Genomic DNA, 15,640 nt, shown 5'->3' with positions numbered 1-15,640 from the left:
TTAGTGCGTTATACCGGCAACAGCAATTTTATCTAGGCCACCATGGCTAGCAGGCGGTTAAGCTTATTGCAATAATCGTTAAGGCTAATGTTACCTTTATCATAATCGGCTACCAACTCATCCAGTTGCCTGGCCACCAAGGTGCGGGCAGCCGAAGCATCATTATCGCAGATCTGTTTGATAGTGTGCAACTTTTCATTAGCAGCACGTACCATAAATAAGGGCTTTACATCGCCCGTTTTACTTAAAACAGCTTTAAGTTTTCGACGCTGTCTTTTATCAAATAACAATATGAGGTATACCAACACAGAGCCTATAACAGCGAAGGCCAAAAATATAGTAGTTGTTGATGAAGCTACAATCTCGTTCATAATCTTTAACACAGTATTCGGTTGGTTTTACGGGTGCAGAAAAGCAAAAGTTTCATCAATTTTGCCTCAAAGTAAAAAATCTTAATCTGTTTACTGATGCATTGGCATTTTTGAACAATCCGTTTACCTTTGCGGCATGTTAAAGGGTTTTGTAAGAAAGTGTTACTATTTGCTGCCGGTTATTTTATTACTTATAATCGGTAAGGCACTACACGCGCAGTCGTTAAAAAAAACATCCGGACCCGAAAAAATAAGTCAGTTTCAGTTTAAAACCATTGTTATCGATGCCGGGCATGGTGGTAAAGACCCCGGCGCTCATGGGGCATTCTCAAACGAGAAAACGGTTGCATTAAGCATTGCCCGCAAGCTGAAAGATGCCATTTTAAATGACATGCCAGGCATTAATGTAGTAATGACCCGTAGCACCGACAAATTTATTGAGCTGCACCGCCGCGCCGAGATCGCTAACGAAACCAAGGCCAACCTGTTTATTTCTATCCATTGTAACTCTACCCCGCAAAAGAAAGGTACCCGTAGCGGCGCACTATTATTGGTTTATGGTTTCCACCGCAAGCAGGAACAGTTAGAGGCTATTCGCGAGAATGCATCTATCTATAAAGAGAAAGACTATAAGAAAAAATACAATGGTTATGGCGAAGATGCTGCAGTGAATGCCATAGTGTTGGCTGCTTTTCAGCAGCGATATCGTAAACAAAGTATCCATTTCGGCAACCTGGTTGATGATGAATTTACCGGCACCGACGGCCGCCACAGCGCAGGCGTGCACGAGCAAGGGCTATTAGTACTACAACAAAGCGGCATGCCCGGAATATTGATTGAAACCGGCTTCATAAATAACCCATCAGACGAAAAGTACCTGAACTCGGCACAGGGCCAGGGCGAAATTGTTAAATCTGTTGTAAAGGCAATAGGCAAATACAAGGCAGGGCTGTAATATTTTCTTATTGTAGTAGTATAAGTCTGAGACTACCAAAGATCTAACCTTCCGGATTATACGATTGCGATTCCGCGTCAGGCTGAGCTTGTCAAAGACTTAATTGTGTGATATGGCACTACACGGCTAAAGCCTTCAAAACTAAATAAACAATCCACAACTTTTTGGTGTTATAATACTGAATACCAAGCATTATAACCATGAAAACAACACGCAGAGATTTTATTTTACAATCGGCTCTTGCAGCCGGTGCATTAACTTTGGCCCCGGCTTTAAACGTGTTGGCAGCCAGCAATGCAGGTAAAAAGTTAGGGATAGCGCTGGTAGGCTTGGGTGGTTACGCGGGCGGGCAGTTGGCGCCGGCTTTGCAGCAAACTAAAAATTGTTACCTGGCTGGCTTGGTTACCGGCACGCCGGAGAAAGCCAAAACATGGTCGGCCAAGTATAACATCCCTCAAAAAAATATTTACAACTATAAAAATTTCGATAGCATAGCCAGTAACAAGGATATCGATATCGTGTACGTTGTTTTGCCTGTGTCTATGCATAAAGAGTTTACCATACGTGCGGCAGCTGCAGGCAAACATGTTATCTGTGAAAAGCCCATGGCTCTTAACGCTGCCGAGTGCCGTGAAATGATTGCCGCTTGTAAAAAACACAACAGGTTATTATCAATCGGGTATCGCCTGCACTTTGAGCCGCATAATATGGAGATGATGCGCCTGGGGCAAAAGCAAATATTTGGCAAGGTAACTGCACTTGATACCGGCAATGGGTTTAAATATGGCGGCGACCCTAATGCCTGGCGTTTAAAGAAAGCCCTTTCGGGCGGTGGTGCTTTGATGGATATGGGTATCTATTCTATACAAGGCTCGCGTTATACACTTGGGCAAGAGCCGATTGCGGTAAAAGCCACACAGGAAAAAACCAACCCGGTATTATTTAAAGAAGTTGATGAAACCATTTTTTGGGAACTTAAGTTTCCCGGCGGTGCAAAAGTAACCGGTAAAAGCAGTTATAATAATAACTGGAGCTACCTGAAAGCAACTGCTACTAAAGGCAATTTTGAACTAGGGCCGGCCTTCGGCTACGACGGGCTTGATGGCAAAATTAATGGTAAGCCAATGCAAATACCAAACATTAACCAACAAGCTGCGCAAATGGATGACTTTGCCACTTGTGTAAACCTCAAAAAGCAAAGCCGTGTACCCGGAGAAGAGGGCTTGAAAGATATGAAGATAATAGATGCCATTTACCGCAGCCTGAATACCGGCAAGTGGGAGCAAATTGGATAAGGGTTTTAAAACTTCATAGTCAGCCTGCCAGTTGCCAAATACCTGTAAAATAATTTTGCTACAAAAAGCGTATATTTGCGGCTTACTACCGTTGATTTACGGCATTGATCAAACTATACCTTTCCGGATCCCGCGTATTTCATCGCGATAGCAATATTACCTTACAAACATTAAATGTTATTTACAGATCTTAAATTAATTGAGCCAATTTTAAAGGCTTTACAAACCGAGGGTTATACAGCTCCCACCCCAATACAACAACAAGCAATACCATACATACTGCAAAACCGCGATTTGCTTGGTTGTGCGCAAACCGGTACAGGCAAAACCGCTGCGTTTGCTATACCAACCCTGCAACTGCTTTACAACGACAGGCAAAAGCACAAAGAGCAAAAATCCATTAAGGCGCTTGTGTTAACCCCTACCCGCGAGTTAGCCATACAAATTGCCGACAGCTTTACCGCTTACGGAAAAAATACAGGGCTTAAAAACCTTGTTATTTTTGGTGGCGTATCACAAAACCCGCAAACAGACGCGCTTAAACGTGGTGTAGATATATTGATTGCAACGCCTGGCCGCCTGCTGGATTTAATGAACCAGGGTTACATCAGCCTGCAACAACTGCGTATCCTGATACTTGATGAGGCCGACCGTATGCTTGATATGGGCTTTGTTAACGATGTAAAAAAGATAATTGCCAAAGTACCTGCCAAAAGGCAAACGCTTTTCTTTTCGGCAACTATGCCTAAAGAGATACAACATCTGGCCGATGCTATTTTAAGCAACCCTGCACGTGTTGAAGTGGCACCGGTATCATCAACCGCCGACACTATAAAGCAGGCAGTTTATTTTGTTGACAGAAGTGACAAAAAGAACTTGCTGAACCATATCCTGAAAGATAAAGAGATAAAAACCTTATTGGTATTTACCCGCACCAAACATGGGGCTGATAAGGTGGTTAAGGATTTGCACAAAGCCGGCATAACAGCCGAAGCCATACATGGCAACAAATCGCAAAATGCTAGGCAGCGTGCGTTGACAAACTTTAAGAACCGTACCACACGCGTATTGATAGCTACGGATATTGCTGCCCGTGGTATTGATATTGACGAGCTTACCCACGTAGTAAATTACGAATTACCCAACATACCCGAAACCTATGTACACCGCATTGGCCGTACAGGCCGGGCAGGTGCCAGCGGTATTGCCATGTCTTTTTGCGATGGCGAGGACGAGTTGGAATACTTAAAAGATATACACAAGCTCATAGCTAAAGAAATACCTGTAGAAGAAGGCCACCCTTACCCTATCAGCATGCAGATTATTGAATCGCGTATGACCGGGAAAATGATCAGCGTTGCCAAGGCCAAAAAAGGAGGCGTTGGCGGTTCGGCCGGTCGCGGACAAGGAGCAGGTGGTGGCGGCAGCCGTAATGGTGGCCGTAACAAGCGCCCATCGGGTGGCGGCGGAAGGCCGGGCGGCAATAGTCGCGGTGGCGGCAATAAAGCAAAAGCCGGCGGCAACAGCGGCATGAGCGGCGGCCGCAGGTAAGCGGTACCAGCATAGCATTTATGAGCGAAGATTGAAATTAGCTTTTGGGCTGATATGATCTTCGCTTTTTTATTTACAAATACCGGCAACCAAATTTTAATTTTTTGGTTGTTAAACGGTTAACTGCTTATAGGCACAATCAGGCAATAATTATTTGCTAAGTGCCTAAGCACTAATTTATATTTGCAACCCTCAAAAAAATTAAATAGCTTTAAAGTGAAAATCGATCCAGTAAAAATGAAGCGCCTTTTTGACCTGATCCGGAATAAGTTTTTCCTGGCAACTGTGGCTTTTGTGCTTTGGATGATATTCTTTGATAAAAATGATCTCTTCTCTCAATACGAGTATCATCAGCAACTAAACAAGCTGGAAGCGGAGCAGCAGTTTTACAAAGACGAAACTGCCAAGGTAAACAAGGATCTTGATGAGCTTAACTCAAACAAAGTCAAGCTCGAAAAATTTGCCCGCGAGAAATATCTGATGAAGAAAGATAACGAAGACATATTTGTTATTGTGCACGAAAAGAAAGATTGAATTAAATATTTCTGATAGTATAAGTATTGTAATAATATCGCTACAAACGGCCTTTTTAACACTAAAAAGGCCGTTTTTCTATTTTTAATAAACTATAATCGCACCGCGGCGTTAATATTATTGATTATTAAATAAATCGTCAACCCTCGTTATCTCACACTGCTTCCCGCGAGGACAAAATAACGCACTGTAATACAAAATTTTACATCTATTTTAAACAGGTTACTATTAATAATGAGCAAGCAAATTGAAAAATTAAAAAAGCAGCTTACCGAGATTGCCGAAGTTGTTAATTCATTTCAGTCTGAAGCGGTACAGGTACGGGTTGTCGACAGGCTTTTGGATGAGATAATTGAAGCCGAGCGCACCGAAACTGATGGACAAGATGCCTATATCAAAAGAGACCGCATGGTAAGCGGCATTGAGGGCTACGGTCAGCGCGCCGTTCCGGGTCGTAAAAAGCCGGGGGCCACAAAGGTTTTAAACCAGTTGCTCAGCAGCGACTTTTTCAAGCAACCACAATCTATATCTTCAATAGCCGAATACTGCAAAGAGCAATTTGATTCGGACTTTAAAACTTCCGAACTATCGGGCATACTACTCAAACTTGCCAAGGAAAACAAACTAAAGCGTGAGCGCAGCAACGAAAACAACCGTTTTGAATATGTTGCGATATAAAAACCAAAGGCCGTTCTTGATGAGAGCGGCCTTTGGTTTTATCAATTGAGAAAAGCTAAACGTATTTTTCACGCAAGCTGTAGCAGAAAAGCATCCTGTCATGCTGAGATACGAAGCATTTTATAGACGCTATCAAAGTAGAGTATTTACTTGGCGCACATTAGATTCTTCACTACGTTCAGAATGACAAGGTTCTTCTGTTGTCATTTCGAGACAATCACCTACCTCAAATCAAACAAGTTATTTACGCCCAAACTCTTTCTTGAGGTAAAACCCTCGCCGAAACGCGCGCCGATGCTTTTACCAAACTCGCGTCCGCGGGCCTCAACTACCTGTATAAACTCCGGCGACGATATGTAGGTTTGTGGCTCATCCTCGTTCCACTCCGGGTTATGAAACTGCGAACCGAAGGCCAATACGCTGGCTATCTTGATATCCCAGTAATCAGTTACATCAATTATGATATCCGGGCGGATGTATCTGTCTTGTATAAAATGCAAAAGCTGCTTTGGTCTCCACTCCTGCTGCGGCTGTCCATCAATACTGGTTTCAATGCGGCGCAAGCCCGCTAAAAAAGCGGCATCCTCAACCAGTCGGTTGGCACGGCCATGATCCGGGTGGCGGTCGTGGTAGGCATTTGTTATCACAATCTCCGGCTGGTACTTACGTATGGCCTCAATTACTTTTAGCTGGTGCTCTTTCGTATTTTCAAAAAAACCATCAGGCAGGGCAAGGTTTTCGCGAACGGTAAGCCCCAATATGTCGGCAGACTTTGCTGATTCCTTGTCGCGTATGTCGGCAGTGCCGCGTGTACCCAATTCGCCGCGGGTTAGGTCAACTATCCCTACTTTATGGCCCAAGGCCAGGTGTTTTAATATGGTGCCTGCACAACCTAATTCGGCATCATCCGGGTGCACGGGTAAAACTAAAATATCTAATTTCAACATATGTGTTGGTGTATTAATGGCTGGCAGCCAGCAAGCGCTGTATGCCTTTCTTAATTTTTGATGTTGTAGGTTTTGTAAAGGGATAAAAATAATCGGCAACCTTACCGTCGCGGCCAACGAGGTATTTATGAAAATTCCAACGAGGTGATGAGCCCATAACACCATTCTGCTTTTTGTCGCTCAAAAACTTGTAAAGCGGCGAGGCATAAGGCCCGCGCACCCTCACTTTCTCAAAAGTAATGCAATTGCTGCCATACGACGAACAAAAAGTTTGCAATGCATCACCCTCTAGTGGCTCCTGCCCGCCAAAGTCATTTGACGGGAAAAGCAATATCTCAAAGTCGCTGGTATTTAGTTCGCTTTTCAGTTTTTCCAGGTCGGCCATTTGCGGTGTGAAACCACACTGCGAAGCTGTATTTACGATAAGGAGTACTTTGCCGGTGTATTTGGAGAGGCTTGTCCAGTCGCCGTTTAATTTTTGAACATCAAACTGGTAAATAGTATTATTATCCATTATAAATTAGCACTTGAGGTGTACCCTAACGAGAAAAGGATACTCTCAATGTCCCGCTGTTCGTCGCGGTCGTAGTTCTGTTTAAGGTCATGCCCAAAAAGCTTCCCTACTGATTGAAATAAAAATGCATTAAAGCCCCCCTTAAGTTCTTTGGCAAGGGCATAACTTGTAGTTCCGGTTTCGCGGCTAATGAGCTTTATCAGCACGTCGCCCTGCGTCATGGTCAGGTTCTTGATATCTTTATTAAAAAGTTCCTTAACATCTTTTTCGCACGCTTTAATCAATTCCTTCTGCTTCTTCTTATCGGCGGTAAGCGCAAGGTCGCGTTGCAGCTGTGTGTACCTGGCAGCAGCAAACTTCGCATAAGGCAATACTTTTATAATGTTATAACGAAGGCGATAGTAGTTGGCCCTATCTTGCGCGCTGGCAAAAATACGTGTGTCAACAATGCGTATCTCCGGTAGCACCACCCAGGGTACAAGCTCGCCATCAACCTTGGTCATCAGGGTTTTGATGGTATCATTTTTGCCAAGATGTACGGGTGTTGCCGGTATGTCATTTTGTGCCCTGGCTAAGCCAAACACACCGCAAAACACAAGTAAAAAAGCAATAAATTTCATATATTTACTTGAATACAAAATTAACGCAAATAATTTGGTTATTTTATATAACCCGGCAATAATAATTATTGTTACCGGGTTATGATATTAGATACACTGTTGCCTGTACATGAAAGATTTAGTGATTGACCTGGAAGCCGAAAAGACCGAAATCTTAAAAAGATACCGCGCATTGCTGCGCGCAAGTAAATCTACCCTGCAAAAGGGTGATAAACGCCTTATACGCAAAGCTTTTGAAATTGCACTTGAGAGCCATAAAGATATGCGCCGTAAAAGCGGCGAACCATACATATACCATCCTATAGCCGTAGCTCAAATAGCTGCCGAAGAAATAGGGCTGGGCACTACATCAATTGTATGTGCCCTCCTGCATGATGTGGTTGAGGATACCGATGTTACCCTCGAGGACATTGAGCTGGAATTTGGTAAAAAGGTAGCCAAAATAATTGACGGGCTTACCAAAATATCGGGCGTTTTTGATACAAATAGCTCCTTGCAGGCCGAAAATTTCCGTAAAATGCTGCTTACCCTTGCTGACGATGTGAGGGTGATATTGATAAAGCTGGCCGACAGGTTGCACAACATGCGCACTATGGAGTTTATGCCGCGCGATAAGCAGCTTAAACTATCATCAGAAACGGTTTACCTGTATGCGCCGCTGGCGCACCGCCTGGGTTTATATGCCATTAAGTCCGAACTGGAGGACTTGTCCATGAAGTACATGGAGCGCGAGACCTATCAGTTTATTAAAAATAAGCTTAACGAAAAGAAGGCAGAGCGCGAACGTTTTATAGCCAACTTTACTGAGCCGGTTCAAAAAGTAGTATCGTCGCAAGGTTTGCATGCCGAGGTTTTTGGCCGCCCAAAATCCATCCATTCCATCTGGAACAAGATGAAAAAGAAATCTATCCCCTTTGAGGAGGTGTATGATCTCTTTGCCATCAGGATAATTTTGGATAGTACCCCCGAAAATGAGAAAGCCGATTGCTGGAAGGCCTACTCGATAGTAACCGACCTATACCGTCCAAATCCCGACCGCTTGCGCGACTGGATTTCATCGCCAAAGGCTAACGGTTACGAATCTTTGCACACTACCGTTATGGGCCCGCGCGGCCAGTGGGTAGAAGTGCAGATACGTACCAAACGCATGAACGAAATTGCGGAGAAAGGTTTTGCGGCGCACTGGAAATACAAAGAATCGTCTACCGATAGCGGGCTTGACCTTTGGGTACAAAAAGTACGCGACATGCTCAAAAACCCTGACTCGAACGCGCTTGACTTCCTGGACGATTTCAAGATGAACCTATTTAGCGACGAGATCTTCATCTTTACGCCAAAAGGTGCCTTGATACAATTGCCGCTGAATGCAACCGCTCTCGATTTTGCTTTTGAGATACATACCGATGTTGGTGCAAGCTGTATTGGAGCCAAGGTTAACCACAAACTGGTGCCTTTGAGCCATAAACTGCAAAACGGCGATCAGGTTGAGATCATTACATCGGGTAAGCAAACACCTAAAGAAGACTGGCTGAGCTTTGTGGTTACCGCTAAGGCTAAAGCCAAAATTAAATCGGCCCTTAAGGAGGAAAAACGTAAAATTGCTGAGGACGGCAAAGAGATATTGGAACGTAAGCTGAAGTCGCTCAAGATCACTTACAACTCCGAAAACTTGCAGAAGTTGAGCTATTACTTTAAGCTGCCATCAACCCAGGAGCTGTTTTACAATGTGGCCAAAGGCCTTGTTGACATGAAACACCTTAAGGAGTACCAGGCATCTGAGAAGGTAATTGAAAATAAGCCGCAGGATAAGATAGAGGCCGACCAGCTCCAGAATCTGGTAAAAAACATTAAAGCCAAAGACAGCGACATTTTGCTTATTGGTGAGGATCTGCAAAAGATTGACTACAAACTGGCCAACTGCTGTAACCCTATCCCCGGTGATGATGTATTTGGCTTTATAACCGTGAGCGATGGCATTAAGATACACCGCACCAATTGCCCTAATGCCGCCAAACTAATGGCCAACTATGGCTACCGCGTGGTAAAAGCCCGCTGGACCAATCAGCAGGAGCTTGCCTTCCTTACTGGCTTACGCATTACGGGTATAGATGATGTTGGTTTGATCAATAAGATAACCACCGTAATATCCCAGGATTTTAAAGTGAACATTCGTTCAATTACTGTTGATAGTGATAATGGCATATTTGAAGGATCATTAATGCTATACGTAAATGACACTCACCATCTGGATAACCTTATCAAGAATCTCAAAATGGTAAAAGGTGTAACCGGCGTGAGCAGGTTTGATTCGGCGGTGGAAAAAGTTAGTTAGTAGGCGTGTGATGAAGGATATCAATTATATTACAGATAACGTTCAAACCAAGGAAGACTTTGTTGAATTTATTACACTTTTGGTTAAAAACTTTGAAACGGACCCGGCTAGTTGGGAAAATGTTACTATCAAAGATTATCTCGAAGCAATTGCTTCATGGACAGAAGACATGGATGGGTATTATATAAACCAAAAATTGCCTGTTCCCGAAAAAATTGAATGGAAAGTATTTGCCAACATTTTAATGGCTGCCAAAATTTACGAGTAATTCAAAACTTACATTTCAACTTATTCAACCAATAAACCCAATCAACTCAATCAACTAAAAAAATTTAATACCTTTGTTTCGTTAAATTAACATTATGCCTGTACAGGAAACCATTGCGTTGGTAAAAAAAATTTTTGAGGCTTATCTCGAAAATAAAAGCCTCAGGAAAACCCCGGAGCGTTTTGCCATACTTGAAGAAATATATTCAAGAAGCGATCATTTCGATGTGGAATCATTGTATATCCACATGAAAAATAAAAAATACCGTGTAAGCCGTGCTACGGTTTACAACACACTCGAGCTGCTGGTATCATGCGATTTGGTTACCAAACACCAGTTTGGTAAAAACATGGCCCAGTTCGAAAAATCATACGGGTACAAACAGCATGACCATATTATTTGCATTGATTGCGGCAAGGTTGTAGAATTTTGCGACCCGCGCATACAGCAGATACAAAGCATGATGGGCGACATTTTAAAATTCGATATTAAGCACCACTCTTTAAACCTTTACGGCAACTGCACTAAGCTACGCGAAGGCCACTGCGACCGTAAAGTATCATAAATTACTCTTAACTCAATTTTTAACTTATTTCTGTTTTTCTGCGGAATAAAGATTTTCAATTAATGGCTGTTGACGTATTATTGGGCCTCCAGTGGGGCGACGAAGGTAAAGGTAAAATTGTAGATGTTTTAAGCAAAGGTTATGACCTTATTGCCCGCTTTCAAGGTGGTCCTAACGCCGGCCACACGCTGGAGTTCGAAGGCAAAAAGTTTGTATTAAACACCATTCCTTCAGGTATATTTTTTGATAACACCATGAACCTGATTGGTAATGGTGTTGTAATTGATCCTATTACGCTTAAAAAAGAGCTTGATAAATTGAAAGATGCAGGGCATGACCTGCTTGCCAAAAAAAACCTGATGATTGCCAAAAAGGCGCACCTGATTTTACCTACCCACCAGCTTTTGGATGCTGCATCTGAAAAGAAAATGGGCGACGGCAAAATTGGCTCAACCCTTAAAGGTATTGGCCCAACTTATATGGACAAAACCGGCCGTAACGGTTTGCGCATAGGCGACATTACCCTTGTCGATTTTAAAGATAAGTATCAAAAACTGGTTGACAAACATACCTCAATGCTTCAATCGCTTTATGGTGAGGTTGCTGACTTCAGTGAGCGCGAAGCAGCATTTTTTGAGGCAATTGAGTTGCTAAAACAATTCCCTTTGGTTGATAGCGAACACTTGGTTAACGGTTACATTAAAGATGGTAAAAAGGTATTGGCAGAAGGTGCACAGGGCGCTATGCTTGACATCGACTTTGGCTCGTACCCGTTTGTTACGTCATCTAATACCACTGCAGCAGGTGCATGTACTGGTTTAGGTATCGCTCCTAGCAAAATCGGCGATGTGATAGGCATATTTAAAGCTTATTGCACACGCGTTGGTGGCGGCCCGTTTCCTACCGAATTAAACGATGCTACCGGCGAAGAGCTACGCAAGATTGGCCACGAGTTTGGCGCCACCACAGGCAGGCCACGCCGTACCGGGTGGATTGATTTGCCGGCTTTAAAATATGCCATAATGCTTAACGGCGTTACCCAATTGGTAATGACCAAGGCTGATGTTTTAAGCGGCTTTGATAAAATATATGCCTGCACGCATTACAATTACCAGGGCGAACAGATTGATTATATGCCATACGATATCTGCTCTGTTGAAGCTGAACCTGTATTGAAAGAAATTGATGGATGGAACGAAGATTTAACAGGTATTACCGAGTTGAACGAGATTCCTGAAAGGCTGCAATCATACATCGACTTTTTAGAAGCCGAGCTACAAGTACCTGTAAAATGGTTATCTGTAGGCCCCGACAGAAAGCAGACATTGGTATTGCAATAAGCTATCAACAATATTATTCAAAGGCTCCGTAGTAACGGAGCCTTTTTTATTTCTCGGTTAACTATCTTTGCACCGTGATATTCGAGGCAGACGATCTTCAGCTTTTTAAACAAAAGGCCTTTCAGTGGGCAAACACTTTCGATACCCTTTGCTACCTCGACAGCAACAACTTTACCGATCCCTACGGCAAATTTGATACACTCATTGCCGTTGGTGCCAAGGCGCAAGTCAAGGCTAACGCTGGCAATGCTTTTGATCAACTCAATCATTTTAAAGCACAAAACCCTGGGTTTATAACAGGCTTTTTCGGCTATGATCTAAAAAATGAAGTTGAGGTACTTAGCTCTGGCAATTATGATGGGTTGACCTTTCCTGATTTATATTTTTTCGCGCCTGAAATTGTTATAACAATTAAAGACAACACGATTGAAATCAATGGCGATGTTACTGCTTTTGATACGATAGCCGCTATAAAACTATGTAACTATACCACAAAGCCGCGTGTAGAATTAAAGGCCCGTTTTGATAAACAGGAATATATAAGCACCGTCGAACAGATAAAGACCCACATCAACCGGGGCGATATATATGTAACCAACTTTTGCCATGAATTTTATGCAGAAGGGACATCGATTGATCCGCAAACAGTATTCACGCAACTTAACTCCTTATCCCCTACCCCTTTCTCTTCATTTTTTAAGTGGGAGGGTAACTATATTATGTGTGCATCGCCGGAGCGTTTTTTGGCAAAGCGAGGCAATAAATTGATATCTCAGCCTATAAAGGGCACGGCCCGCAGGGATAGCGATAAACTGGTTGACCAAACCATAATTGAAGAACTGCGCAACCATCCAAAAGAGCTGCAGGAAAATGTGATGATTGTAGATCTCGTCCGTAACGATCTCACCCTCTCTGCAAAACGCGGCACGGTAAAAACTGAAGAGTTATTTGGTATCCAAACATTTAAACAAGTGCATCAAATGGTATCGACGGTTGTATGCGAACTTAGGGATAATGTTACTGCTATAGATGCTATCAAAAACACCTTTCCCATGGGTAGCATGACGGGAGCACCCAAAATAAGCGCGATGCGTTTGATGGAGAAATTTGAGCGCAGCAAACGCGGCGTTTACAGCGGAGCTATCGGCTATTTTACCCCCGACGGCGACTTTGACTTCAACGTTGTGATAAGGACATTGCTTTATAACTCGACCAACAAATACCTTTCCTTTCAGGTTGGCAGTGCCATAACCTATCATGCCGATGCAGCAAAAGAATATGAAGAGTGTTTGTTAAAAGCAAAGGCTATATTAAATGTGCTGGGCGTGGATAAATTGTAAGCTAATTCGCTACATCTTCGGTCATAGCATCCGGCAGCACCGGTGCAAACAACAATTTATCCGCAATCCTTACTGCAATGTCCGATCCGCTGGCCCAATAGGCCGAATATGGTTGTTTGCTTAAATACGGTACAAATGCCTTACCGTAAAGCGCTGCAATATCAGCTTCAAAAACATAATCGGTAACTTCGGCTATTTGCCAGGCTACATGCTCAACCTCATATTGCATGGTTTTACTATCTGTAAGCCTGTTGTAACCCCAGTAATGTTCAAATATAAACTCTTCCTGGCTTCCCGCTATAATAGGCGTCAAGCTGTTACGAACGGTTGCTCCTAACTTATTCCATCTGCCGTTTAGCTTCCATTCGTATAAAAAATTTGTCTGGTCGCGACCCTGTTTACTAATAGAGTGTCGCATGGGCAATGCACGGTAATGTTCTTTATACAAATTATTGGCAATAAGCACGATTACCGGCTTGGGTACAATCTCGCTTACAAATACGGCACCACGCTTCCATTGCTTACCATCAAAATGGCGCACGTAAAACCGCAGGTTCACTTCCTCAAAGTTTACATGCCACGGCCATTTTACACCTAACACTTTCGTTTCTTTAAATAAAAAGCCCACCATACTAACAAGTGCCTTGCCCTCCCAAAAGTCAATCTCGGTAAAAGCCGGTAAATAGGGTTTTAGTATTTCGGGATCAACCTCGTAGTTCAGCATTACAAGGTTGCGCCATTGTGCAGTTAAAAAGCGCGATTTAGATGTGGCCATGTAGCAATAACAGCATTTGCAAAAATTGGTTCGAAACAAAAACGGCCGCTGTTTAGCGGCCGTTTAATATTATAGATTAGATTATCTTTTGTAATATTTCATTGCTTCCGGTATAAGCTTTTGCAAATTAGCTATACGGGTTGCATCACTTGGGTGGGTGCTTAAAAACTCTGGCGGCGCTCCGCCTTTATTTTGGGCTGCCATACGTTGCCAAAAACCAACAGCCTCATTTGGGTTGTAACCGGCCATTGCCATAAAGGTAAGGCCTAATCTGTCGGCTTCTGATTCCTGGCTGCGTGAATATTTTAATAAAGCTAATTGGCCTGTTACGCCATACAACTGGCTAACAAGTGCCTGGGTCACGGCAGATTTATTACCTGTTGCAGCGCCTACGGCGCTACCTCCAGCCTGCAAAGCCAACTCTTGCGACATACGCTCGGCAGAGTGGCGTGCAATTGCGTGGCCAATTTCATGGCCCATTACCACGGCTAAACCGGCATCAGTTTTTGCAACCGGAAGCAAACCGCTGTAAACAGCTACTTTACCCCCAGGCATACAAAATGCATTTACCTCAGGGCTTTGTATCAAGTTAAATTCCCAGTTAAATTTGTACTGATCGGCGTAACCGTTTGACCGTAGATACTGCTCAATAGCGGAGGCAAGTTGCCCGCCAATACGTTTTACACGTTGAGCGTCGGTACCTGAATTGATTACTTTGGTTGATGGGCTCGATAATAATTGCTGATAGCTTGCGGCGGCAGCCGGATTAATTTGGTCGTCACTAACAAGGCTTAGTTGTGAACGACCTGTTAGCGGCACAGTTGAGCACGCGTACAAAGCTACCGAGGCGATAGCCGTAGCAGCAAATAGTTTTAGGTGTTTCATGGTGTTAAGTCAGGCGGTTTTCTTTTTAAATAAGTTAACTTTTGACTCTTTGCCCTTTAGTAAACGTTCTATATTTTTTTGATGCGTAACAAGTATAAGTACACATATACACATGCCATAGATGATGACCGATTTTATATACACAGGGAAAACAAATGTTACACCCAGCGGATATGTAAAACCTGCCAGTATGGAGCTTAATGATACATACCGTGTTATTAGCAGCGTTACAATAAATACGCAAACGCAAAGCAAAGCAGCCGGCAGGTTTATAGCTAATATCATTCCAAAAAGAGTAGCTATACCTTTACCGCCCCTAAACCCCGCAAACACCGGGAACAAATGGCCCATTACAGCGGCTATACCCAAAGCAAGTTCATAATTTACAAATGCTACAGAATTATATGGCCCCGTTGTGGATACGCCTATAACATAAGCAAGATTGGTAGCTGTCCACCCTTTTAAAATATCGAGCAGCATTACGGGTATGCCGGCCTTTTTACCCAGCACCCTGAAGGTGTTGGTTGCGCCTGCATTACCACTTCCGTATTCCCTTACGTCAACATTGTAAAAAGCCTGTCCAATCCACACGGCTGTGGGGATTGATCCAAAGAGATAAGCAAGAATAAGCGCCGAAATCGAGTAGATTGATAGCATCTGCCTGCAATAA

The 15,640-nt window shown here is 43.3% G+C and carries 17 protein-coding genes; 10 read left to right on the top strand and 7 right to left on the bottom strand.

The window, feature by feature from the left end:
- Window positions 1-32: 32 nt before the first annotated feature.
- Window positions 33-371 carry a hypothetical protein gene (locus tag FPZ43_RS13440; protein ID WP_146382442.1) on the bottom strand — a complete coding sequence of 113 codons (339 nt, stop codon included), beginning with the start codon at window positions 369-371 and terminating at the stop codon, window positions 33-35.
- Window positions 372-507: 136 nt separating this feature from the next.
- On the opposite strand from FPZ43_RS13440, the gene FPZ43_RS13435 reads away from it, so the two are divergent.
- The 5 genes from FPZ43_RS13435 to FPZ43_RS13415 all read left to right on the top strand — a co-directional run bounded on the left by FPZ43_RS13435 (window position 508) and on the right by FPZ43_RS13415 (window position 5,384).
- Complete coding sequence (locus FPZ43_RS13435) at window positions 508-1,326, top strand: N-acetylmuramoyl-L-alanine amidase family protein (RefSeq protein WP_146382441.1); 819 nt, start codon at window positions 508-510, stop codon at window positions 1,324-1,326.
- Window positions 1,327-1,526: 200 nt separating this feature from the next.
- A complete protein-coding gene (locus FPZ43_RS13430) occupies window positions 1,527-2,621 on the top strand; it encodes a Gfo/Idh/MocA family protein (protein WP_146382440.1) in 1,095 nt (364 codons plus the stop codon).
- Between the two features lie 174 nt (window positions 2,622-2,795).
- A complete protein-coding gene (locus tag FPZ43_RS13425; RefSeq protein WP_146382439.1) occupies window positions 2,796-4,172 on the top strand; it encodes a DEAD/DEAH box helicase in 1,377 nt (458 codons plus the stop codon).
- Between the two features lie 216 nt (window positions 4,173-4,388).
- Window positions 4,389-4,706, top strand: a complete 318-nt coding sequence (locus FPZ43_RS13420; protein ID WP_315897967.1) for an FtsB family cell division protein — start codon at window positions 4,389-4,391, stop codon at window positions 4,704-4,706.
- Between the two features lie 234 nt (window positions 4,707-4,940).
- The gene (locus FPZ43_RS13415) at window positions 4,941-5,384 is read left to right on the top strand and encodes a hypothetical protein (protein ID WP_146382438.1); all 444 of its coding nucleotides are present in this window, start codon (window positions 4,941-4,943) and stop codon (window positions 5,382-5,384) included.
- A 221-nt stretch (window positions 5,385-5,605) separates the two neighbouring features.
- Here FPZ43_RS13415 and bshB1 read toward each other — a convergent pair whose 3' ends face one another.
- The 3 genes from bshB1 to FPZ43_RS13400 are packed head-to-tail and all read right to left on the bottom strand — an operon-like array spanning window position 5,606 to window position 7,465.
- Window positions 5,606-6,328: a bacillithiol biosynthesis deacetylase BshB1 gene (gene bshB1, locus FPZ43_RS13410; protein ID WP_146382585.1), complete on the bottom strand. Its 723-nt coding sequence runs from the start codon at window positions 6,326-6,328 to the stop codon at window positions 5,606-5,608.
- A 16-nt stretch (window positions 6,329-6,344) separates the two neighbouring features.
- Window positions 6,345-6,845 (bottom strand): glutathione peroxidase, encoded by a 501-nt coding sequence (locus tag FPZ43_RS13405; RefSeq protein WP_146382437.1) that lies wholly within the window; start codon window positions 6,843-6,845, stop codon window positions 6,345-6,347.
- Window positions 6,845-7,465 carry a DUF4294 domain-containing protein gene (locus tag FPZ43_RS13400; protein WP_146382436.1) on the bottom strand — a complete coding sequence of 207 codons (621 nt, stop codon included), beginning with the start codon at window positions 7,463-7,465 and terminating at the stop codon, window positions 6,845-6,847. The genes FPZ43_RS13405 and FPZ43_RS13400 overlap by 1 nt, the downstream gene beginning before the upstream one ends.
- A 109-nt stretch (window positions 7,466-7,574) precedes the next feature.
- On the opposite strand from FPZ43_RS13400, the gene FPZ43_RS13395 reads away from it, so the two are divergent.
- The 5 genes from FPZ43_RS13395 to FPZ43_RS13375 all read left to right on the top strand — a co-directional run bounded on the left by FPZ43_RS13395 (window position 7,575) and on the right by FPZ43_RS13375 (window position 13,310).
- Complete coding sequence (locus tag FPZ43_RS13395) at window positions 7,575-9,797, top strand: RelA/SpoT family protein (RefSeq protein ID WP_146382435.1); 2,223 nt, start codon at window positions 7,575-7,577, stop codon at window positions 9,795-9,797.
- A gap of 10 nt (window positions 9,798-9,807) precedes the next feature.
- A complete protein-coding gene (locus tag FPZ43_RS13390; RefSeq protein WP_146382434.1) occupies window positions 9,808-10,065 on the top strand; it encodes a DUF7660 family protein in 258 nt (85 codons plus the stop codon).
- A gap of 94 nt (window positions 10,066-10,159) precedes the next feature.
- Complete coding sequence (locus FPZ43_RS13385) at window positions 10,160-10,630, top strand: Fur family transcriptional regulator (protein WP_146382433.1); 471 nt, start codon at window positions 10,160-10,162, stop codon at window positions 10,628-10,630.
- Window positions 10,631-10,692: 62 nt separating this feature from the next.
- Window positions 10,693-11,970: an adenylosuccinate synthase gene (locus FPZ43_RS13380; RefSeq protein ID WP_146382432.1), complete on the top strand. Its 1,278-nt coding sequence runs from the start codon at window positions 10,693-10,695 to the stop codon at window positions 11,968-11,970.
- Window positions 11,971-12,044: 74 nt separating this feature from the next.
- Complete coding sequence (locus tag FPZ43_RS13375) at window positions 12,045-13,310, top strand: anthranilate synthase component I family protein (RefSeq protein ID WP_315897966.1); 1,266 nt, start codon at window positions 12,045-12,047, stop codon at window positions 13,308-13,310.
- Window position 13,311: 1 nt separating this feature from the next.
- Here the strand turns inward: FPZ43_RS13375 and FPZ43_RS13370 are convergent, their stop codons facing one another.
- The 3 genes from FPZ43_RS13370 to plsY form a co-directional block, all read right to left on the bottom strand.
- On the bottom strand, window positions 13,312-14,085 hold the full coding sequence (locus tag FPZ43_RS13370; protein ID WP_146382431.1) for a YqjF family protein: 774 nt from the start codon (window positions 14,083-14,085) through the stop codon (window positions 13,312-13,314).
- Window positions 14,086-14,166: 81 nt separating this feature from the next.
- The gene (locus FPZ43_RS13365; RefSeq protein WP_146382430.1) at window positions 14,167-14,970 is read right to left on the bottom strand and encodes a M48 family metallopeptidase; all 804 of its coding nucleotides are present in this window, start codon (window positions 14,968-14,970) and stop codon (window positions 14,167-14,169) included.
- Between the two features lie 9 nt (window positions 14,971-14,979).
- Window positions 14,980-15,627, bottom strand: a complete 648-nt coding sequence (gene plsY / locus FPZ43_RS13360; protein WP_146382429.1) for a glycerol-3-phosphate 1-O-acyltransferase PlsY — start codon at window positions 15,625-15,627, stop codon at window positions 14,980-14,982.
- Window positions 15,628-15,640 lie beyond the last annotated feature (13 nt).

Origin of the sequence: Mucilaginibacter pallidiroseus (genome assembly GCF_007846085.1) — a bacterium.
Lineage (GTDB): Bacteria > Bacteroidota > Bacteroidia > Sphingobacteriales > Sphingobacteriaceae > Mucilaginibacter > Mucilaginibacter pallidiroseus.
The sequence above is the reverse complement of the archived record's forward strand: the minus strand, read 5'-3'. Positions and strand labels throughout refer to the sequence as shown.